Here is an 18,813-nt window from a genome sequence, read left to right as displayed (position 1 = left end):
CCGCACATGACTGGCTCCACCCTGTTCACCGATGCCATGGCACTGACACCCGTCGGCGACGGCGTCTATCACGGCCACCTCAACGAGCACTGGACGATCGGGCCCAAGGTGCACGGCGGCGCGATGCTCGCGCTGTGCGCCAACGCGGCGCGCACCGAGTACGGCACCGCCGCGCAGCCGCTGGCGGTGTCCGGAAACTTCCTGTGGGCGCCGGATCCCGGTCCGATGGAGGTGGTCACCACGGTGCACAAGCGGGGCCGCCGCATCGGCTTGGTCGACGTGGAGCTGCGGCAGGCCGAGCGCACCGCGGTCACGGTGTCGGTGACGCTGGGCGAACCGGAGCATCACGTGCCGCCGCTGCTGTCGTTCAACCCCGTGGTGCCGTTGATGACGCCGGAGCCGCCGCCGGGACTGGAGCCGATCGGTCCCGGGCATCCGATGGAGCACGTCGTACACCTGGCGCACGGCTGCGACATCCGCCCGGCGTTGCACACGATGGGTCCGCGCACCGACGGCGGCCCGCCCGTGTTCGAGTACTGGGTGCGTCCGAAGGGGGTCGCTCCCGACGTTCTGTTCGCGCTCCTGTGCGGCGATGTGTCGGCTCCGGTGACCTTCGCCGTGGAGCGCACCGGTTGGGCGCCCACGGTCCAGCTGACGGCCTATCTGCGGGCATTGCCGGCCGATGGGTGGCTGCGGGTGATGTGCACGTCGGTCCAGATCGGCCAGGACTGGTTCGACGAGGACCACATCGTGGTCGACTGCGAGGGCCGGATCATCGTGCAGACGCGGCAGCTGGCGATGGTCCCCGCGGCGGGCTGACGCCGGCGGCTGCGGCGTCCATGTGGCCCTGAGACCAGGGCATGGAATGCTGTCGGCCATGTCGAGAATCGCGATAATCGGCGGCGGAAGCATGGGCGAGGCGCTGCTGTCGGGGCTGTTACGGGCTGGTCGTCAGGTCAAGGACATGGTGGTCGCGGAGAAATTCGCTGACCGGGCCAAGTACCTGGCGGAGAAGTATTCGGTGCAGGTGACCTCAGTGGCCGCCGCCGCCGAGAACGCCACCTACGTGGTCATCGCGGTCAAGCCGGCCGATGTCGAGAAGGTGATCGACGAAATCGCCGACGCGGCGGTGCGCGCCGACAGCGACACCGCCGAGCAGGTGTTCGTCTCCATTGCCGCGGGTGTGGCCACGTCGTACTACGAGAACAAGCTGCCGGCCGGATCGCCGGTGGTCCGCGTCATGCCCAACTCCCCGATCGTGGTCGGCGGCGGCGTGAGCGCCCTGGCACCGGGCCGGTTCGCCACCCCCGATCAGCTCAAGCAGGTCTCGTCGATCTTCGACGCGGTCGGCGGTGTGATCACCGTGGCCGAGTCGCAGCTGGACGCGGTGACCGCGGTTTCCGGTTCGGGTCCGGCGTACTTCTTCCTGATGGTCGAGGCTCTGGTGGATGCGGCCGTTGAGTCGGGCCTGTCGCGTGCGGTGGCCACCGATCTGGCGGTGCAGACGATGGCCGGCTCGGCGGCGATGCTGCTGGAACGCCTCGACGAGGTGAACGCGGCCGGAGGCGCCGCGCTGGACACCACCCCGGCCCAGTTGCGCGCGATGGTGACCTCGCCGGCCGGGACCACCGCCGCTGGGCTGCGGGAACTTGAGCGTGGGGGACTGCGGGCCGCGGTCTCCAACGCCGTTCAGGCCGCGAAAACGCGCTCTGAGCAGCTGGGAATTACATCTGAGTAATTAGATTAATTCCAACTGATTAGCCCACACCCGTCGCAGTAACCCCACCCGCCACGCTATTCTCCCTTTGTATGCGCGGGTCGGTGCCAGCGGTGGGGAAGCCGCTGGAACTGCCTGTGCCTGATTGATTGGGTTGCGATGACGTCTATGAACGGGCCATCGGCGCGGGATGCTGGCGACGGTCAGCCTCGAGCTCAATTTCTGACGGTCGCCGAAGTGGCGAGCTTGATGAGGGTCTCGAAGATGACGGTGTACCGGTTGGTGCACAACGGTGAACTGCCTGCTGTTCGTGTGGGCCGATCGTTCCGGGTCCACGCCAAGGCAGTCCACGATCTGCTGGAGTCTTCGTACTTCGACGCCGGCTAGGCGCATGCCGCGACGGGCTGAGTCGCCCGAGCAGGCTGGCGTTTTCCGTTTCGGTGGTCGGCCCGGGTAAAGTGACCGGGTCAACCATCAGCTAAGTAGCGGAGACTCCGGGGTTTATGGGCTCAGTCATCAAGAAGCGGCGTAAGCGTATGTCGAAGAAGAAGCACCGCAAGCTGCTTCGCCGTACCCGGGTGCAGCGTAGAAAACTCGGTAAGTAGCTTTTCGCCGCGGCCGCTAGGCTGAGCCGATGGATTCTGATGGTCGTTCGGGGGGACGCCCGACGGGAGTCCCCGGGCCGCCTGGCGCGGACTCTTCCGGTGGAACGCAATCTGGGCAGCCGGTAGGTGCGGCGCCCGCTCCGAAGGTGGTTCTGGTCACGGGTGCGTGCCGGTTCCTCGGCGGTTATCTGACCGCCAGGCTGGCGCAGAACCCGGCGATCGAGCATGTCATCGCCGTCGATGCGGTGGTGCCGAGCAAGGACCTGATGCGCCGGATGGGGCGGGCTGAATTCGTCCGCGCCGACATCCGCAACCCGTTCATCGCCAAGGTGATCCGAAACGGCAACGTGGACACCGTCGTGCATGCCGCGGCGGCGTCCTACGCGCCGAGGTCCGGGGGCCGGGCCACGTTGAAGGAACTCAACGTGATGGGCGCGATCCAATTGTTCGCGGCCTGCCAGAAGACACCGTCGGTCCGTCGGGTCGTGCTCAAGTCCACCTCCGAGGTGTACGGGTCGAGCTCGCGGGATCCGGTGATGTTCAGCGAGGAGAGCAGCGCCCGGCGTCCACCGGGTGACGGCTTCGCCCGCGACAGCATGGATATCGAGGGCTATGCGCGCGGGCTGGCCCGGCGTCGTCCGGACATCGACCTGACGATCCTGCGGCTGGCCAACATGATCGGGCCGGCGATGGATACCGCCCTGTCGCGGTATCTGGCCGGGCCGGTGGTGCCGTCGGTGTTCGGACAGGATGCGCGGCTGCAGCTTTTGCACGAACAGGACGCGCTCGGCGCGTTGGAGCGCGCGACCATGGCCGGCAGGGCGGGCACGTTCAACATCGGTGCCTCGGGCATCATCATGATGAGCCAGGCGATCCGGCGTTCGGGGCGTCTCCGGGTGCCGGTTCCGCGCGGGGCACTGTCGGCGATCAATTCGCTCAGTCGCGCAACGCGTTACACCGAACTGGACCGCGACCAGATGAATTATCTGAGCTTCGGCCGGGTCATGGACACTACGCGAATGCACAGGGATCTGGGCTACAGTCCAAAGTGGACGACCGCCGAAGCATTCGACGACTACGTCCGTGGTCGCGGATTGACTCCGATACTCGATCCGCGATGGGTACGCTCAATGGAGAGTCGCGCCGTGGGGATGGCGCAGCGTTTGGGATATTAGAACTGGCTCTACCGGGGTGGGAGAAGGTATCGACGTGGCGGGTGAGTCCAAAGCGAAAGTTATTCCGCTACATGGGAACTCGAGCCGTTCCTCTGCTGCGCGGCGGGCTGCGGCCCGCACCGACAGTGCCCGCCGACATCCGTCGGTCCTGGCCGATCCGGGGAGCCGGGCCTCGGCCGAGCAGATCGCCGCGGTAGTCCGGGAGATCGATCAGCGGCGCAGCAACGCCTCGGGTCAGTCAGCCGCCGACGAGGGTCCCAGCGAACTTGCCAAGGGCATCGCTGCGGTCTCGGAGTTCATCCGCACCCGCATGGCCGGCGAGTACTCGGTGGACGAGTTCGGGTTCGATCCACACATCACCAACGCAATCTTTTTGCCTTTGCTGCGAACGTTTTTCCGGTCCTGGTTCCGGGTCGAGGTGTCCGGTATCGAGAACCTGCCCGAGAGCGGCGCGGCACTCGTGGTGGCCAACCACGCCGGGGTGCTGCCCTTCGACGGGCTGATGACTCAGGTGGCCGTGCACGATCACCACCCCCTGCACCGGGATCTGCGCCTGCTGGCCGCCGATCTGGTCTTCGATCTACCGATGGTGGGCCAGGCCGCCCGCAAGGCCGGGCACACCGTGGCCTGCACCACCGACGCGCACCGGCTGCTGGCCAACGGTGAACTCACCGCGGTGTTCCCCGAGGGCTTCAAGGGGCTGGGCAAGAACTTCAAGGACCGCTACAAGCTGCAGCGGTTCGGCCGCGGCGGCTTCGTTTCCGCAGCTCTGCGGGCACAGGCGCCGATCGTGCCGTGCTCGATCGTCGGGTCGGAGGAGATCTACCCGATGATGGCCGACGTCAAGCTGCTGGCCCGCCTGCTCGGTCTGCCGTACTTCCCGGTGACCCCGCTGTTCCCGTTGGCCGGCCCGCTCGGCCTGGTGCCGTTGCCCTCGAAGTGGCACATCCAGTTCGGCGAGCCGATCGAGACGGTCGAGTACGACGAGAGCGCCGCCGACGATCCGATGATCACGTTCGAACTCACCGACCAGGTCCGCGAGACCATCCAGCACACGCTCTATCAGCTGCTGGCGGGTCGTCGAAACATGTTCTTCGGCTGAGTTTTTCACCGCCAACAGCAAAACTGCCCATTTCCACGTGGAAATGGGCAGTTTTTGTCTGCTGGCGCAAGGAAAAATCAGGCGCCGGACTTTTGCCCGGCAACCATCTTGGCGATCGCGGCATCGCGCGCCGCGGCGATCTGTGAACTGATCTCGTCGGCCTCGTCGATGGCCGCCTCGCCCAGCATGGTGACGATGCTCGTGGCAACCGGGTTGCCGTCGTCGTCGGTGACCTCGGCGCGAACCTCGGCGATGACGGTGCCGTGCGATTCGATCACCGAATCCAGGTACGAGTCGAACCACAGCTTGTCGCCGACCAGGATCGGCCGGTGGAAGATCAGCTTCTGGTCGCGGTGCAGCACGCGCTCCAGGTTGATCGGGATGTCGAACTTGTCGAACAGCTCCAGCTGCACGCGTCGGCCGGCCACGGCCAGGAAGGTCACCGATGCCACCACCGAGTCATGGCCGTATTCCTTGGCCGCCTCGGCGTCATAGAGCGCGGGGTGCTCGTCTTTGACCGCGCGGGCGAACTCGCGGACCTTCTCCCGGCCGACCTCGAAGTAGTCGGGGTACCGGTAGTGAGTCCCGATGATGTTTGCGGCGATGCTCATGTTCCCTGCGCTGTTCGGTATGCGGTGCGCGGTGCGCACAAACGTGCATGGCGGTGGGGCCCGCTCGAGGCGGCCCGCCGCGGCAGCTTATCAGCGTGAGCCGCTTGCTCAGCGAATGTCGTGGCGACGGGACGCGACAGCCGCCAGCGCGCCGCCCAGGGCGCCGAGGGCCAACGCCGACGGCACACCGATGCGCGCGGCCTTGCGTGCGGTGCGGAAATCGCGGATCTCCCAGCCCCGCTCCCTGGCCACATCGCGCAGCGCGGCATCGGGGTTGATCGCCACCGCGGTACCCACCAGCGACAGCATCGGGACATCGTTGAAGCTGTCCGAATAGGCGGTGCACCGGCGCAGGTTGAGCCCCTCCCGGATGGCCAGCGACCGCACCGCGTGGGCCTTGCCCGTGCCGTGCAGGATGTCGCCGACCAGGCGGCCGGTGAACACCCCGTCGACCGACTCGGCGACCGTGCCCAGCGCGCCCGTCAGGCCCAGGCGCCGGGCGATCGTGGCGGCCAGCTCGTACGGGGTTGCGGTGACCAGCCACACCTGCTGGCCGGCGTCCAGGTGCATCTGGGCCAGCGCCCGGGTGCCCGGCCAGATCTTGTCGGCGATGATCTCGTCGTAGATCTCCTCACCGAGTTCGACGAGCTCGGCGGTGGAGCGGCCCTCGATGAACGCCAGGGCCTTCTGCTTGCCCTCGGCGACGTCGTCGCTGTTCTCCTTGCCGGTGAACTGGAACTTGGCCTGCGCGTAGACGATGCCCAGGATGTCGCGGTAGGTGAAGTACTTGCGCGCGGCCAGGCCCCTTGCGAAGTGCACCAGTGACGATCCGTGCACGAGGGTGTTGTCGACGTCGAAGAACGCCGCGGCGGTCAGGTCGGGCGGGGGCGCCGGTGTCCCGACGGGGTCGGTGTCGGACTCGAGCTCGGTGACAGCGACTTCGGCGCTGGCCTCGCCGCCAAGTTCCTGTTCGAGCGCATCGGCACTACCGGATTCGGGCACGAATTCACCCTAAGTCACCGCGCCGGGATACTGGCGGTGTGGAGCGCGAGCAGACAGGGACCGGCGGTGTGGCCACTGTGACGTTGCTGACCCGCGCCGGCTGCAGCATGTGCGAACGGGCGGCTCAGCAGCTGGCCGCATTGCGCGAGGAACTGGATTTCGAGCTGGTGAACACCGACGTCGATGCCGCGGCCGCCGCCGGGGACACCTCACTTCGGGCCCGGTACGGCGACCTGCTGCCGGTGATTTTGCTGAACGGGACCGAGCACAGCTACTGGGATGTCGACGAGCAGGCGCTTCGGGCCGACCTCCCCGCCAGATGAAATTTGGTGGGCGGGCGGGAAACGATTACCTTGGTGACGTGGTGATGAAGCCGTGAGTGTGCTGCTATTCGGGGTTTCGCACCGCAGCGCGCCGGTGTCAGTTCTCGAGCAGTTGAGCACTGACGAGTCGGATCAGGCCAAGATCATCGACGAGGTGCTGCGATCCTCGTTGGTCACCGAGGCGATGGTCCTGTCCACCTGCAACCGCGTAGAGATCTACGCCGTGGTCGAGGCCTTCCACGGAGGCCTGTCGATCATCGGGCAGGTGCTCTCCGAGCATTCCGGCATGTCGCTCAACGACCTCACCAAATACGCCTATGTGCGCTACGCCGAGGCCGCCGTCGAGCATCTGTTCGCCGTGACCAGCGGCCTGGATTCGGCTGTCATCGGAGAAGCCCAGGTGCTGGGGCAGGTGCGTCGCGCCTACGCCTCGGCCGAGGAACACCAGACCGTCGGGCGCACCCTGCACGAGCTGGCCCAGCGTGCCCTCAACGTCGGCAAGCGGGTGCACTCCGAGACCGGGATCGACGCCGCGGGCGCGTCTGTGGTGTCGGTCGCGCTCGGCATGGCCGAGACCAAACTCAACGGCGGGCTCGCCGGGCGCACCGCGGCCGTGATCGGCGCGGGCTCGATGGGCGCGTTGGCCGGCGCGCACCTGGTGCGGGCCGGTATCGAGCGGGTTCATGTGGTGAACCGCTCACTGCCGCGGGCCGAGCGCCTCGCCGAGAACCTCACCGAACAGGGTGTGCAGGCGCAGGCCTTCTCCCTGGACCACCTGGAGGAGGCTCTGGCCGACGCCGACGTCGTCGTCAGCAGCACGGGCGCGGTGCGCCCGGTGGTCTCCCTGGCCGACGTGCACCATGCCCTGGCACAGCGCAACGCCGCCGCCGGTGGCGATCGGCAGCTGGTGATCTGCGATCTCGGCATGCCGCGCGACGTCGATCCGGCGGTGGCCGGGCTGCCCGGTGTCTGGGTGGTCGACATGGACCGGATCCAGCGCGAGCCATCGGCACGGGCCGCGGCCACCGACGCCGATGCGGCCCGCACGATCGTCGCCACCGAGGTTGCCAACTACCTGGCCGGGCAGCGGATGGCCGAGGTCACCCCGACCGTCACCGCCCTGCGGCAACGTGCCGCCGACGTGGTCGAGGCCGAGCTGCTGCGCCTGGACAACCGGCTGCCCGGACTGGACGCGATACACCGCGACGAGGTGGCCAAAACGGTCCGTCGCGTCGTCGACAAGCTTTTGCACGCACCCACGGTGCGGGTGAAACAGCTCGCCAGCGCTCCTGGCGGGGACAGCTACGCGGAGGCCCTGCGTGAGCTGTTCGAACTCGATCCGCAGGCCGTAGAAGCTGTTGCGGCCAGCGAATTGCCCTTCATGACAACAGATCTCGATAAGTCTGAGTAGAGCTTGGTAGAAACGCGCGATACGGTAATCCGGATCGGCACCCGGGGTAGCCTGCTGGCGACCACGCAGGCCGGCACCATCAGGGACGCTTTGCTGGCTGCGGGGCACCCCTGCGAGCTGGTGATCATCTCGACCGAGGGCGACCGTAACCAGGGCCCCATCGCCGAGATCGGCGTCGGGGTCTTCACCGCGGCGCTCCGTGAGGCGATCCACGACGGCCGCGTGGACATGGCCGTGCACTCCTACAAAGATTTGCCCACCGCGCGTGACGACCGGTTCGTCATCGCCGCCGTACCCCGCCGTGAGGACCCCCGCGACGCCCTGGTGGCGCGCGACGGATTGGTGCTCGGTGAGTTGCCGGCCGGGTCCGTGATCGGCACTTCGAGTGCGCGACGGGCCGCGCAGCTTAGAGCACTGGGTCTCGGTTTGGAAATCCGCCCCCTACGAGGCAACCTAGATACCAGGTTGAACAGGGTTACGAGCGGTGATCTCGACGCCATCGTGGTCGCCCGCGCGGGTCTGGCCCGTATCGGACGGCTCGATGCAGTCACCGAGTCGCTCGAGCCGGTGCAGATGTTGCCAGCGCCGGCTCAGGGTGCGCTCGCAGTGGAATGCCGGTCCGGCGACACCGAGCTGATCTCGGTGCTGGCGGAGTTGGATGACACCGACACGCGCGCCGCGGTCACCGCCGAACGGATCCTGCTCGCCGAACTGGAGGCGGGCTGTTCTGCACCGGTGGGCGCGATCGCGGAAGTGGTCGAGTCTATCGATGAGGACGGCAATGTCTTCGAGGAGCTGTCGTTGCGCGGCTGCGTAGCGACGCTGGACGGATCCGACGTGATTCGTGCGTCCGGCATCGGAACTCCCGATCGGGCCGCTGACTTGGGTGTCTCGGTGGCCGCGGAGCTTTTCGAGCTGGGTGCGCGCGAGCTGTTGGTAGAGCGCGGGAGTGAAGAATGACCATGCGAGGTCGCAAGGCGAAGCCCGGCCGCATCACATTTGTGGGCTCGGGCCCGGGAGATCCGGGACTGCTGACGGCGCGTGCGCAAGCCGTGCTGGCGCACGCCGAGTTGGTGTTCACCGATCCCGACGTCCCCGAGGCCGTGCTGGCCCTGATCGGCACCGAACTGCCGCCGGCGTCCGGCCCGGCACCTGCTGAGCCGGCCAAGGCCGCCGCGGGTGACACGGCCGACGCCGATGCCGGTGCCGCCGACGCCGCACAAGCCGCCGTCATCGCCGGCGGGCCCGAGATCCGTCCCGCCCTGGGGGATCCTGCCGAGGTGGCCAAGACGCTGGTCGCCGAGGCCCGCCACGGCTACGACGTGGTGCGCCTGGTCGCCGGTGACCCGCTGTCGGTGGATGCCGTCATCACCGAGATCGGTGCGCTGGCCAAGGCCCATGTGAACTTCGAGATCGTCCCCGGGCTGCCCGCCACCAGCGCGGTGCCCACCTATGCGGGCCTGCCGCTGGGTTCGTCGCACACCGTGGCCGATGTCCGCGGTGACGTGGACTGGGCGGCGCTGGCCGCCGCACCCGGGCCGCTGATCCTGCATGCGACCGCGTCGCACCTGCCGGATGCCGCCCGCACCCTGATCGAGCAGGGGCTGGTCGACAGCACCCCGGCGGTGGTGACCGCGAGCGGTACCACCTGCCAGCAGCGTTCGGTCGAGACCACCCTGGGTGGCCTGACCGACAAGGCCGTGCTGGAGAAGCCGGCCGGCAGCGAGCTGGCCGGGCCGCTCACCGGTCCGCTGGTGGTGACCATCGGCAAGACCGTGGCCAACCGGGCCAAGCTGAACTGGTGGGAGAGCCGCGCCCTGTACGGCTGGACCGTGCTGGTGCCGCGCACCAAGGATCAGGCCGGCGAGATGAGCGATCGGCTGGTGGGCCACGGTGCCCTGCCGATCGAGGTGCCGACCATCGCCGTCGAGCCGCCGCGCAGCCCCGCGCAGATGGAGCGTGCGGTCAAGGGTCTGGTCGACGGCCGGTTCCAGTGGGTGGTGTTCACCTCGACCAACGCCGTGCGTGCGGTGTGGGAGAAGTTCAACGAGTTCGGCCTGGACGCCCGGGCGTTCTCGGGTGTGAAGATCGCGTGTGTCGGGCAGGCCACCGCCGACAAGGTGCGAGCATTCGGCATCAACCCCGAGCTGGTTCCTTCGGGCGAGCAGTCCTCCCTGGGCCTGCTCGACGAGTTCCCGCCGTTCGACGAGGTTTTCGACCCGGTGAACCGGGTGCTGTTGCCGCGTGCCGACATCGCCACCGAGACGCTGGCCGAGGGCTTGCGTGAGCGTGGCTGGGAGATCGAGGACGTCACCGCCTACCGCACCGTGCGTGCCGCTCCGCCGCCGGCGCAGACCCGCGAGATGATCAAGACCGGCGGCTTCGACGCGGTCTGCTTCACCTCCAGTTCGACGGTGCGCAACCTGGTCGGTATCGCAGGCAAGCCGCACGCCCGGACCATCGTGGCCTGCATCGGACCCAAGACCGCGGAAACCGCGGCGGAATTCGGCCTGCGGGTGGATGTTCAGCCCGAGTCGGCCGCGGTGGGTCCGCTGGTCGACGCGCTCGCCGAGCACGCCGCCCGGCTGCGGGCCGAAGGTGCGCTGCCCCCGCCGCGTAAGAAGAGCCGTAGGCGCTAGTTTTTCGCCGAAACCGCATTCCGGCAGGCTGCTACTCGGACTTTTCCTGCTGGAATACCGTTTCGGGGGTAGAGCGCAGAAGGAGGCAAGCTGTGGCGTTTCCAAGGCACCGTCCTCGTCGCTTGCGGTCCACGCCGGCGATGCGTCGCCTGGTGGCCCAAACCTCTTTGGAGCCACGGCATCTGGTGCTTCCGATGTTCGTGGCCGACGGCATCGGTGAACCGCGGCCGATCTCCTCGATGCCCGGAGTGGTTCAGCACACCCGGGATTCGTTGCGCCAGGCGGCCGCCGATGCGGTGGAAGCCGGCGTGGGCGGACTGATGCTGTTCGGCGTGCCCTGTGACGAGGACAAGGATCCGACCGGTGCCGTCGGCATCGATCCGGACGGCATCCTCAACGTGGCATTGCGTGACCTGGCCAAGGATCTCGGTGACGCCACCGTCCTGATGGCCGACACCTGCCTCGACGAGTTCACCGATCACGGACACTGTGGCGTGCTCGACGACGCGGGCCGGGTCGACAACGACGCAACCAACGTGCGTTACGTGGAACTTGCTGTGGCACAAGCGGAATCGGGCGCCCATGTGGTCGGTCCCAGCGGCATGATGGACGGCCAGGTGGCGGCCATCCGTGACGGGCTGGATGCGGCCGGGCACACGGAAGTCGCCATCCTGGCCTACGCGGCCAAGTTCGCCTCGGCCTTCTACGGCCCGTTCCGCGAAGCGGTGTCGTCCAGCCTGGTGGGGGACCGGCGCACCTATCAACAGGATCCGGGGAACATCCGCGAGGCCGTGCACGAGGTCGAACTCGACATCGACGAGGGCGCCGACATCGTGATGGTCAAGCCCGCGATGAGCTACCTGGACGTGGTGCGTGCCGCGGCCGATATTTCGCCGGTACCCGTTGCGGCATACCAGATTTCGGGTGAGTACTCGATGATCTGCGCCGCGGCGGCCAATGGCTGGATCGAGCTGCAGGCGGCAGCACTGGAGTCGTTGACCGGAATCCGGCGGGCCGGCGCCGACCTGGTGCTGACCTACTGGGCCGCCGACGTGGCCGGCTGGCTCGCGTGACCGACCAGGTGACCGAACCGAAGCGGAGCCCGACCGGCCGTCCCGAGGATGTCGACACCGGGTTCTGGTTGTGGACCGCCGCGTTGGTGCTCATGGTGGTGGGCTATCTGATCGACGCGCTCACCGGATCCGCCGGCGGTGTGCAACGGTCGATGACGGTCGTCTTCTCGATCATGTTCCTGGTCGTGGTGTCCTCGATCGTGGTGACGTTCCTGGCGCTGATGCGCCAGGGATACCGCTGGGCCCGCACCGTGCTGACCAGCGGGGGAATCGTCTCGGTCCTGCACGCGATCAGCAGTCTGCTGACCGGCCAGCGACAAGACGCCGCCGCGGTGGGCTACGCGATCACCGCGATCGTCGGATCGGTCCTGATCGCGGGCGGGCTGTACCTGTTGCACCGTAAGGACGCCGACGGTTTCTTCACCCGCTGATTCGCTACGCTTCCGGGCAATGCCTTCATCATCAGCGTCGCGCCGCGCGACCATCTCGTTCAGTTTCTGGCTGGTCGGCGCCGTGTTGTTGATCGTCGGCGGCCTGATCGCCGCCTCGGTGTCCTGGCCCAGCGCCGAGAGCACCTTGTTCCGCGGCGTGGGGGCACTCACGGCGCTGGCCGGCGCAGGCATGGCCTATCTGGCCGGCCGCGCCCGTTCCGGTGACGCACGGTACCGCCGGGCCGCGATCGCGCTGTCCATGGCGATAGTGGTAGTGGTCGGGTTGATGGCGGCGTTCAGCCTGGCTCCGGTCCATATCCTGACGCTGCTGGCGCTGCTCCCGCTCATCGCGGGCACCGGCCTGAGCGCGATGCCGGTGCGGAGGGCTGACGATGGAGAGTGAACCCGTGAACAAGGTCGGCTCCGAGGTGCTGTTCTACGAGCAGGGCGCCAGCTGGGCATGGCTCCTGCTGGGGCCGTTCGCCGGGATCGGCATGGCGATCCTGCAGATGACCGGCGGATACGGTCAGGACCTGTGGATTCCGATCCTGTTCCTGGTGCTGGTCTCGGGGTTCGTGGCCATCCAGATCAAGGCGGCGCGCATCCACACCTCGGTCGAGTTGACCGCCGCCACGTTGCGGCAGGGCGCCGAGATTCTCAAGGTCGACGAGATCGTGCAGATCTACCCCGAGGCATCGGGCTCGGAGGCACCAAAGTGGCAGTCGGCCCGCGCCCTCGGGGAGCTGTCCGGGGTTCCGCGGGGCCGCACCGGCATCGGGCTGAAACTCACCGGTGCCCGCACCGCTCAGGCCTGGGCGCGCAAGCATCGCAAGCTGCGGGAAGCGCTGACGCCTCTGGTCGAGGAGCGCACCCCGTGAAACGGCGGGCCGTCCTGGAGTTCGTGGTGGCTGCCGTCGCGGCGGTGGGCTGCGTGCTGAGCTGGATCGCGGCGAGAACCACGGTCGAGGTCGCGCCCGTGCTCGATGGTGAGCCGGCCACCACCGCGGTCATCTATTCGGCGCCGCTGCTGGTGCTGGCCCTGGCACTGGCCGGTCTGGCGGGTGTGCTGACCGTGCTGGGCATCGCCCGGTTGCGTCGCTGACGCCGTGACCGATTGGCAGCCCGTTGTCCACGGTGAATCCGGCGCCGGGGTGTTCCGTAGTGCGGACGGTTCCCGGTACGCGAAGGTGGTCGGTCCGGCGGCGGTGGCCGATCTGGCTGCCGAACGTGACCGGGTGTCCTGGGCCCACGATCATGCCCTCCCGGTGCCTGCCGTGGTCGACTGGGGGAGTACCGCCGACGGCGGCGCCTTCCTGATCACCAGTGCGGTCACAGGCGTCGGGGCCGATCGGCTGCCCGAATCCGCACTGCGGCAGGCCTGGCCCTCGATCGTGGCGGCGGTCCGCGACCTGCACGGCATCGCGGTCGGCGACTGCCCCTACCGGCGCGACCTGGACGACATGCTGGCCCGGGCCGGTTCGGTGGTGGCAGCCGGCGCGGTCAACCCCGAGTTTCTGAGCGACGCGGACCGGGGTGTTGCACCCGCTGCGCTGCTGGCGCGCGTCGAAGTCGAGGCCGACCTGAGGCGCCGCCAGGAGTCCGCCGATCAGGTGGTGTGCCATGGCGACCTGTGCCTGCCCAACATCCTGATCGACCCCGAGCGGCTCACGGTCGAGGGATTCATCGACCTGGGCCGGCTCGGGCTTGCCGACCGGCATGCAGATCTGGCACTGCTGGTGGCCAATACCGCCGACACCTTTCCCGGCTTCGCCGACGATGCCGCGGCGGGTTTGGCAGCGGGTTATCCGGCAGCTGTGGATCCGGAGCGTCTGCGGTTCTATCTCGCGCTCGATCCGCTCACGTGGGGGTGAGACCCCAAGGTGCGGTTCAGGAATCGAGCCAGCCGAGCTCATCGGACAAGTGCGCGCGCCAGAAGTCCTCGTCATGGCCGCCGGGGTAGAAGCCCACGGCCGGGGTCCTGGGCAGTTGGTTGACGAACATTCGGGTCGCGGCGTAGAACCGGTCCCCGGTGCCACAGTCGATGCGGAGCGGGATCGACCCCAGCGCAGGCAGCAGTCTCAGCGCTGAGTTCTGCTGCCAGTCCGCGAGGCTGTCGAAGGCGTCGGGCGGCGCACCCCAGTACGTCATGTACAGCGCCGGGCTGATGGCGCAGACCGCCGCGGTGCGCGCGGCGCCCAGTCTGGCACCCAGCAGCATGGCGCCGTAGCCACCCATCGACCAGCCCATGAAGGCCACTCGTGAGGTGTCGATGCCCTTGGTGGCCAGCATCGGGATCAGCTCGTGGAGCACCATCGACCCGGAGTCCTCCCCGGAGGCTCGACGGCGCCAGAACGAGTTGCCGCCGTCCACGCTGACCACCGCGAACGGCGGCCGGCCGGCTGCGGTCAGTTGGGCCAGCGCTTCCGGGATGCCCAGGCTCATCACGCCGGCGGCATCGTTGTCCATCCCGTGCAGCGCGATCACCGGTCGCAATGTGCCGTGCTGGCCTGGCGGGCGGGCGATGATCCAGTTGGTTTCGACGCCGCCGCGGGCCGCAGAGGTGAACGACCCCGAATCGCGGGTCGGCAACGCGGCGCCCGCCGACGCCGTTTGGTTGGGGCTCGGAGAGGCGCGGGGCGCGGGCGCACCGAGCAGGCTGCCCAGCGCCATCAGCCCCGCGGCACCCGCACCGGTGGCACCTAGACGCAGCGCGTCGCGGCGGGTCAGCGAGGTCACCTGCGCATCATTCCAACGGCGGGTCTCAGCACCGGACACGGTCCGGCCACAGCGCGATAACGCCGCCCGCCGGTGGTCGTGAGCGACGTCACAGAGCTCTTGGTACAAAGTGCGAAATCTGTAACACTGTGTCCATGACCGAACTGGCCGAGCAGCCGCAGCAGACCGACGCCCTGCCCCTGGGGCCGCAATCGCTGGTCTGGAAGTACTTCGGCGACAACCGGATGTATCTGATCGGGCCGCGTCCCGCCGTCCTGCAGAACATGCTGGCCGAGCTCGGCCAGGGCGTACTGGACCACTCGACGTTCTTCTCCGACACCGCCGAGCGGCTCAAGCGCACCATCCCGCCGATCTTCCGCACCGTTTACGGGACCGAGGACGAGAACGCCGGCACCCAGGTGCGCGACTTCCACCATCACGTCAAGGGTGATATGCCCGACGGCTCGCGCTACCACGCGCTGGATCCGGACACCTACTTCTGGGCCCACGCGACGTTTGTCGAGCAGGTCCTCTATTTCGCCGACACCTTCGTCAAAAGGCTCAGCGACGCGGAGAAGGAACAGATCTACCTGGAGTCCAAGACCTGGTACCGCCGTTACGGGGTCAGTGACCGGCCGATGCCGGCCACCTATGCCGAGTTCGAGCAGTACTGGGACCGGATGATGAACGAGGTGGCGGTGCCGCACAAGTCGGCCCGGTACGGCGTCGGCTATGTCACCAAGGGATTCCCGTGCCCCAAGGCAGTGCACCCGGCTATCTGGCGCGTGGTCGCCACGGTGTTCGACCCGGCCGCGGCCTTCCTTACCGCGGGCGGCCTGCCGCCGCGTGCCCGTGACCTGCTCGACCTGCCGTGGAGTGATCGTCAGGAACGCAACTACCAGCGGTTCGCGGCCTTCTGGCGGTCCCGCCCGGTGAACTGGGTGTGGGATCATCTACCGATGAGCTTGCGCTACAACAAGTTTGCGCAAAAGGGTTATGCCCGCGGTTGATTCGACGCGGTCCGATTCGTCGCCCGCGACGGTGGCGATCCTGGACGCGGCCCTCGTCGAATTCGAACGACACGGCCTGCGCCGCGTCGCGCTCGACGACGTCGCGCGTCGCGCCGGGGTCAGCCGCACCACGATCTACCGGCGGTTCGCCAACCGTGACGAGCTGGTCGCGGCGGTGATCGAGCGGGAGAACGTCGCGTTGTTCTCCGATATCGCCAACGAATTGAAAAACGCAGGGCCGCAATCGAATTACTACGTCGAGGCGTTCACGCTGTCGATCCTGCGGTTCCGCCGGCACCATGTGCTCAACCAGCTGATCGCCGATGAACCGGCCCTGGTCATGGAGATGCTGCAGACCCACTACGGCGCGGCGATCGAGCGGATGGCTGCGGCCCTCAAAGTGATCTTCCCGCCCGGGTTCGCCGAGCGGATCGGCGAGCCGGCGGTCAACGACCTGGCTGACACCATCCTGCGCTATGCCGGGATGGTGCTCCTGCTGCCCAGCGTCGAACCCCTCGACACCGCCGAGGACATCCGGGCCTTCGCCACCAGGCATTTCCTGCCGAGCTTGCCGGCCTCGCTTCGCACGGTCTCGGCCTGAACTCGGTCCGGCGCCCCGCTCGAAGTGTTTGGCAGGTCACACTTTCGGGCAGCCGACAGGTATGACCACTGAGCAACCGCCACCTGTGAGCGAAGAGAACCGCAAAGAAGCCGAGCGCATCATGGAGTCGTACGACGACTCCCGCCCCACCGTCACCCTGCCGGGTAGCCATGGCACGGTGTCCGGCACAGCCGTCAACGACTGGGTGGACGACGACGGGAACCCGATCTACGGCCGCGAGGGCCAGGAGAAGTAACCGGCAAGTGGCGCCGTCGCAGGTCACTTGTTGCCTACTGTGGCTGTTGTGACTGTGACCCCGCTCGAACAGATCGCCCCTGCCTTCGTGACGATGGCCCACCAGATCGTGTGGGCGTCGGTGGCCACCGTCGACGCCGACGGTCAACCCCGCAGCCGCATCCTGCACCCGATCTGGGAGTGGGACGGGACCGATCTGTTCGGCTGGGTTGCCACCGTGCCGAGTCCCGTCAAGCGGGCACATCTGGCGGTGCACCCGCACGTCTCGGTGAGTTACTGGACCACCAACCACGACACCTGCGCCGCGGACTGTCTGGTGGAGTGGTACACCGACGACGAGACCCGCAGGCAGGTCTGGGACCGCTTCGCCAACGGTCCGGCGCCGGTGGGTTATGACCCCCACATCATCCCGCAGTGGAGTGGCGGGCCGACGTCTGATCAGTTCGCGGCGTTACGTCTGACGCCCTATCGGCTGCGGGTCATGCCGGGGACGGTCATGACAGCCGGATCCGGTGAAGTGTTGAACTGGCGGGCGTAATTCCCGCCAGTTCGGGGTTTATTTCCGGCAATTGTCACTCGCACCATTGTCGCGATGATCGAGAAAGCTGAATTTGGCAATTTCCCGCGTTTGGGCGCGCCAAAAAATAATGCTGCGAATTGGTTGGTGAATGCGGTGCTGCGGGTGCGGCGTCGTGCAGGCGGCGGGCGAAGAACCCCGCAGCTCAGGCTAGACGCGGTCCGGGCGCTTGCGCTTGGGAATCGTCTCTCCGACCTCGGCGGCCTTGGTGCGTTTCGCCGCCCGTCGCTCCTTGATGGTCATCGCGGGTTTTTTGGGCATGCGCCCCTGGGATTTATCAGCCATCGTTGCTCCTTTTTCATTCGCAAACAATCACTGAGCCCGACCATACATCAGAAAAAAATAAAAGCCAGTCGGCCGCTTTTCGGCGGCCGACCGCTTTTTGGGCAGACTGCTACGCCGGCCGATGTCTGACCTTCGGGGTGGGGGTGTCGTGCCCGAGGTGGAGTCCCGGAGCCAGCATCGCGACCCGGTGCTGGTAGTCCCGATACTGTTCACCCATGTTGGCCACCAGGTCGTGCTCTTCGAGCTGGATCGCCACCAAGATGTAGGCGGTGCTGACGGCCGCGAACAGCAGATGGCCCGCCGTCATCGTCGGGGTGGCCCAGAACGCCACGATGAATCCGGCCATGATCGGGTGGCGGATCACCCGGTACAGCAGCACCGTCTGGAAACCCAGTTCGCGGTACGGCCGGCCGCGCCAGTTCAGCCACACCTGCCGCAGCCCGAACAGGTCGAAGTGGTTGATCATGAATGTCGAGCTGAACACGGTCGCCCAGCCGACCCAGAACAACGCCCACAGGATCACCCGTCCCGCAGTCGATTCCACGTTCCACACCACCGCGGGCATGGTGCGCCACTGCCAGTACAACAGGAACAGCGCCAGGCTGGACAGCAGCACGTAGGTGCTGCGTTCGACGACTTGCGGCACCACCTTGGTCCACATCCGTTTGAACGCGGGCCGGGCCATCACGCTGTGCTGGATGGCGAACACCGACAGCAGCAGCAGGTTGACCAGCACCGCCTCGGAGGTCGGTGCGGCGATACCGGCGTCGACCGTGCGCGGCACCACGAAATTGCCGACGAAGGCGATCGCGTAGAGGAAGGCCGCGACGAACGTCAGATAGCTCGCGACCCCATAACCGATGATGAGTAGGCGCTTCATGGTGACCTCCTGCCACCGATTGGACAGATGCCGCGCCCTGCTGCCGACCGCAGTAGTGGCTTATCTACCGTAGACCTTGAATCCGCAGGTGAACAGGGCTTTGCTAGTTTGCTGAATCAGCAGGTTCCGGACTGTTTCGGATCCAGCAGGCTGTTGCGGTCGGCCTCGGACAACCCGCCCCACACGCCGAAGGGTTCGGCGATGGTCAGCGCATGGGCGCGGCATTGCGTCAGTACCGGGCAGTCCCGGCACAGCGCTTTGGCCCGTTGTTCGCGATTCAGCCGGGCGCGCCCGCGTTCTCCCTCCGGGGAGAAGAACACCGACGCGTCCATGCCCCGGCACCTCGCGTGCAGTTGCCAGTGCGGCCAGAGAACCGTGCCGTGAGCGTCGTCATGTGCCAT

26 protein-coding genes are annotated in these 18,813 nt (G+C 67.4%); 21 read left to right on the top strand and 5 right to left on the bottom strand.

Translation table 11 applies throughout. The annotated features are described in order from the left end of the window. Positions 1–6 precede the first annotated feature (6 nt). From BN2156_RS15820 to BN2156_RS15795, 6 genes are all read left to right on the top strand, one after another. Positions 7–819, top strand: a complete 813-nt coding sequence (locus tag BN2156_RS15820; protein ID WP_090516012.1) for a thioesterase family protein — start codon at positions 7–9, stop codon at positions 817–819. Between the two features lie 58 nt (positions 820–877). Next, positions 878–1,738, top strand: a complete 861-nt coding sequence (proC, locus tag BN2156_RS15815) for a pyrroline-5-carboxylate reductase (RefSeq protein WP_090517405.1) — start codon at positions 878–880, stop codon at positions 1,736–1,738. Positions 1,739–1,876: 138 nt separating this feature from the next. Next, a complete protein-coding gene (locus BN2156_RS15810; protein WP_003882954.1) occupies positions 1,877–2,104 on the top strand; it encodes a cell division/environmental response transcriptional regulator in 228 nt (75 codons plus the stop codon). A 116-nt stretch (positions 2,105–2,220) separates the two neighbouring features. Further along, complete coding sequence (locus BN2156_RS15805; protein WP_003402602.1) at positions 2,221–2,322, top strand: 30S ribosomal protein bS22; 102 nt, start codon at positions 2,221–2,223, stop codon at positions 2,320–2,322. 29 nt (positions 2,323–2,351) lie between these two features. Continuing rightward, positions 2,352–3,497: an SDR family oxidoreductase gene (locus tag BN2156_RS15800; protein WP_210436654.1), complete on the top strand. Its 1,146-nt coding sequence runs from the start codon at positions 2,352–2,354 to the stop codon at positions 3,495–3,497. A 34-nt stretch (positions 3,498–3,531) separates the two neighbouring features. After that, positions 3,532–4,599, top strand: coding sequence for a lysophospholipid acyltransferase family protein (locus BN2156_RS15795; RefSeq protein WP_090516010.1), 1,068 nt, complete (start codon positions 3,532–3,534; stop codon positions 4,597–4,599). A gap of 77 nt (positions 4,600–4,676) precedes the next feature. Here BN2156_RS15795 and BN2156_RS15790 read toward each other — a convergent pair whose 3' ends face one another. Together BN2156_RS15790 and BN2156_RS15785 are read right to left on the bottom strand one after the other, a co-directional pair. After that, positions 4,677–5,210 carry an FAS1-like dehydratase domain-containing protein gene (locus tag BN2156_RS15790; RefSeq protein WP_090516009.1) on the bottom strand — a complete coding sequence of 178 codons (534 nt, stop codon included), beginning with the start codon at positions 5,208–5,210 and terminating at the stop codon, positions 4,677–4,679. A 108-nt stretch (positions 5,211–5,318) separates the two neighbouring features. Then, complete coding sequence (locus BN2156_RS15785) at positions 5,319–6,212, bottom strand: HAD family hydrolase (RefSeq protein WP_090516008.1); 894 nt, start codon at positions 6,210–6,212, stop codon at positions 5,319–5,321. Positions 6,213–6,250: 38 nt separating this feature from the next. Between BN2156_RS15785 and BN2156_RS15780 the strand changes: the two genes are divergently transcribed. From BN2156_RS15780 to BN2156_RS15735, 10 genes are all read left to right on the top strand, one after another. Continuing rightward, a complete protein-coding gene (locus tag BN2156_RS15780) occupies positions 6,251–6,535 on the top strand; it encodes a glutaredoxin family protein (protein ID WP_264035485.1) in 285 nt (94 codons plus the stop codon). 52 nt (positions 6,536–6,587) lie between these two features. Further along, positions 6,588–7,946 (top strand): glutamyl-tRNA reductase, encoded by a 1,359-nt coding sequence (locus BN2156_RS15775; RefSeq protein ID WP_090516007.1) that lies wholly within the window; start codon positions 6,588–6,590, stop codon positions 7,944–7,946. Positions 7,947–7,949: 3 nt separating this feature from the next. Then, positions 7,950–8,906 (top strand): hydroxymethylbilane synthase, encoded by a 957-nt coding sequence (gene hemC / locus BN2156_RS15770; RefSeq protein ID WP_090516006.1) that lies wholly within the window; start codon positions 7,950–7,952, stop codon positions 8,904–8,906. Next, positions 8,903–10,585, top strand: coding sequence for a bifunctional uroporphyrinogen-III C-methyltransferase/uroporphyrinogen-III synthase (locus BN2156_RS15765; RefSeq protein WP_090516005.1), 1,683 nt, complete (start codon positions 8,903–8,905; stop codon positions 10,583–10,585). The genes hemC and BN2156_RS15765 overlap by 4 nt, the downstream gene beginning before the upstream one ends. Before the next feature lie 92 nt (positions 10,586–10,677). Beyond that, positions 10,678–11,658, top strand: coding sequence for a porphobilinogen synthase (gene hemB, locus BN2156_RS15760; RefSeq protein WP_090516004.1), 981 nt, complete (start codon positions 10,678–10,680; stop codon positions 11,656–11,658). Further along, a complete protein-coding gene (locus tag BN2156_RS15755) occupies positions 11,655–12,089 on the top strand; it encodes a hypothetical protein (protein ID WP_090516003.1) in 435 nt (144 codons plus the stop codon). The genes hemB and BN2156_RS15755 overlap by 4 nt, the downstream gene beginning before the upstream one ends. Before the next feature lie 19 nt (positions 12,090–12,108). Next, positions 12,109–12,492 carry a hypothetical protein gene (locus tag BN2156_RS15750; protein ID WP_090516002.1) on the top strand — a complete coding sequence of 128 codons (384 nt, stop codon included), beginning with the start codon at positions 12,109–12,111 and terminating at the stop codon, positions 12,490–12,492. Then, positions 12,482–12,967, top strand: a complete 486-nt coding sequence (locus tag BN2156_RS15745; protein ID WP_090516001.1) for a transport-regulating membrane protein Mce1N — start codon at positions 12,482–12,484, stop codon at positions 12,965–12,967. Before BN2156_RS15750 ends, BN2156_RS15745 begins: the two co-directional genes overlap by 11 nt. After that, on the top strand, positions 12,964–13,191 hold the full coding sequence (locus BN2156_RS15740) for a hypothetical protein (RefSeq protein WP_090516000.1): 228 nt from the start codon (positions 12,964–12,966) through the stop codon (positions 13,189–13,191). Before BN2156_RS15745 ends, BN2156_RS15740 begins: the two co-directional genes overlap by 4 nt. 4 nt (positions 13,192–13,195) lie before the next feature. Next, a complete protein-coding gene (locus tag BN2156_RS15735; protein ID WP_090515999.1) occupies positions 13,196–13,960 on the top strand; it encodes an APH(3'') family aminoglycoside O-phosphotransferase in 765 nt (254 codons plus the stop codon). A 16-nt stretch (positions 13,961–13,976) separates the two neighbouring features. Here the strand turns inward: BN2156_RS15735 and BN2156_RS15730 are convergent, their stop codons facing one another. After that, a complete protein-coding gene (locus BN2156_RS15730; protein WP_090517403.1) occupies positions 13,977–14,825 on the bottom strand; it encodes an alpha/beta hydrolase in 849 nt (282 codons plus the stop codon). A gap of 134 nt (positions 14,826–14,959) precedes the next feature. Here BN2156_RS15730 and BN2156_RS15725 point away from each other — a divergent pair, with 134 nt between their 5' ends. The 5 genes from BN2156_RS15725 (at position 14,960) to BN2156_RS30705 (ending at position 17,661) form a co-directional block, all read left to right on the top strand. After that, complete coding sequence (locus BN2156_RS15725) at positions 14,960–15,814, top strand: oxygenase MpaB family protein (protein ID WP_090515998.1); 855 nt, start codon at positions 14,960–14,962, stop codon at positions 15,812–15,814. Beyond that, a complete protein-coding gene (locus BN2156_RS15720; RefSeq protein WP_090515997.1) occupies positions 15,801–16,415 on the top strand; it encodes a TetR/AcrR family transcriptional regulator in 615 nt (204 codons plus the stop codon). The genes BN2156_RS15725 and BN2156_RS15720 overlap by 14 nt, the downstream gene beginning before the upstream one ends. Positions 16,416–16,476: 61 nt before the next feature. Further along, positions 16,477–16,671, top strand: coding sequence for a hypothetical protein (locus tag BN2156_RS15715; RefSeq protein WP_090515996.1), 195 nt, complete (start codon positions 16,477–16,479; stop codon positions 16,669–16,671). A 93-nt stretch (positions 16,672–16,764) separates the two neighbouring features. Then, positions 16,765–17,208: a pyridoxamine 5'-phosphate oxidase family protein gene (locus BN2156_RS15710; protein ID WP_276021767.1), complete on the top strand. Its 444-nt coding sequence runs from the start codon at positions 16,765–16,767 to the stop codon at positions 17,206–17,208. 54 nt (positions 17,209–17,262) lie between these two features. After that, a complete protein-coding gene (locus BN2156_RS30705; RefSeq protein WP_159402842.1) occupies positions 17,263–17,661 on the top strand; it encodes a hypothetical protein in 399 nt (132 codons plus the stop codon). Here the strand turns inward: BN2156_RS30705 and mddA are convergent. Both mddA and BN2156_RS15695 read right to left on the bottom strand, forming a co-directional pair. Next, entirely contained in the window at positions 17,642–18,412 is a 771-nt protein-coding gene (gene mddA / locus BN2156_RS15700; protein ID WP_090515993.1) for a methanethiol S-methyltransferase, read from the bottom strand. The genes BN2156_RS30705 and mddA overlap by 20 nt on opposite strands. A 116-nt stretch (positions 18,413–18,528) precedes the next feature. Further along, a complete protein-coding gene (locus BN2156_RS15695) occupies positions 18,529–18,813 on the bottom strand; it encodes a WhiB family transcriptional regulator (protein ID WP_090517402.1) in 285 nt (94 codons plus the stop codon).

The sequence above is a fragment of the Mycolicibacterium neworleansense genome (genome assembly GCF_001245615.1).
In the GTDB taxonomy this organism is placed as follows: domain Bacteria; phylum Actinomycetota; class Actinomycetes; order Mycobacteriales; family Mycobacteriaceae; genus Mycobacterium; species Mycobacterium neworleansense.
The sequence above is the reverse complement of the archived record's forward strand: the minus strand, read 5'-3'. Positions and strand labels throughout refer to the sequence as shown.

Bases quoted from the DNA above. Each gene is read 5' to 3' on its own strand.
- BN2156_RS15820 (WP_090516012.1), top strand. From the start codon at position 7: ATGACTGGCTCCACCCTGTTCACCGATGCCATGGCACTGACACCCGTC.
- proC (WP_090517405.1), top strand. From the start codon at position 878: ATGTCGAGAATCGCGATAATCGGCGGCGGAAGCATGGGCGAGGCGCTG.
- BN2156_RS15810 (WP_003882954.1), top strand. From the start codon at position 1,877: ATGACGTCTATGAACGGGCCATCGGCGCGGGATGCTGGCGACGGTCAG.
- BN2156_RS15805 (WP_003402602.1), top strand. From the start codon at position 2,221: ATGGGCTCAGTCATCAAGAAGCGGCGTAAGCGTATGTCGAAGAAGAAG.
- BN2156_RS15800 (WP_210436654.1), top strand. From the start codon at position 2,352: ATGGATTCTGATGGTCGTTCGGGGGGACGCCCGACGGGAGTCCCCGGG.
- BN2156_RS15790 (WP_090516009.1), bottom strand. From the start codon at position 5,210: ATGAGCATCGCCGCAAACATCATCGGGACTCACTACCGGTACCCCGAC.
- BN2156_RS15765 (WP_090516005.1), top strand. From the start codon at position 8,903: ATGACCATGCGAGGTCGCAAGGCGAAGCCCGGCCGCATCACATTTGTG.
- BN2156_RS15750 (WP_090516002.1), top strand. From the start codon at position 12,109: ATGCCTTCATCATCAGCGTCGCGCCGCGCGACCATCTCGTTCAGTTTC.
- BN2156_RS15745 (WP_090516001.1), top strand. From the start codon at position 12,482: ATGGAGAGTGAACCCGTGAACAAGGTCGGCTCCGAGGTGCTGTTCTAC.
- BN2156_RS15725 (WP_090515998.1), top strand. From the start codon at position 14,960: ATGACCGAACTGGCCGAGCAGCCGCAGCAGACCGACGCCCTGCCCCTG.
- BN2156_RS15720 (WP_090515997.1), top strand. From the start codon at position 15,801: ATGCCCGCGGTTGATTCGACGCGGTCCGATTCGTCGCCCGCGACGGTG.
- BN2156_RS15715 (WP_090515996.1), top strand. From the start codon at position 16,477: ATGACCACTGAGCAACCGCCACCTGTGAGCGAAGAGAACCGCAAAGAA.
- BN2156_RS15710 (WP_276021767.1), top strand. From the start codon at position 16,765: ATGGCCCACCAGATCGTGTGGGCGTCGGTGGCCACCGTCGACGCCGAC.
- BN2156_RS30705 (WP_159402842.1), top strand. From the start codon at position 17,263: ATGATCGAGAAAGCTGAATTTGGCAATTTCCCGCGTTTGGGCGCGCCA.
- mddA (WP_090515993.1), bottom strand. From the start codon at position 18,412: ATGAAGCGCCTACTCATCATCGGTTATGGGGTCGCGAGCTATCTGACG.
- BN2156_RS15695 (WP_090517402.1), bottom strand. From the start codon at position 18,813: ATGGCACATGACGACGCTCACGGCACGGTTCTCTGGCCGCACTGGCAA.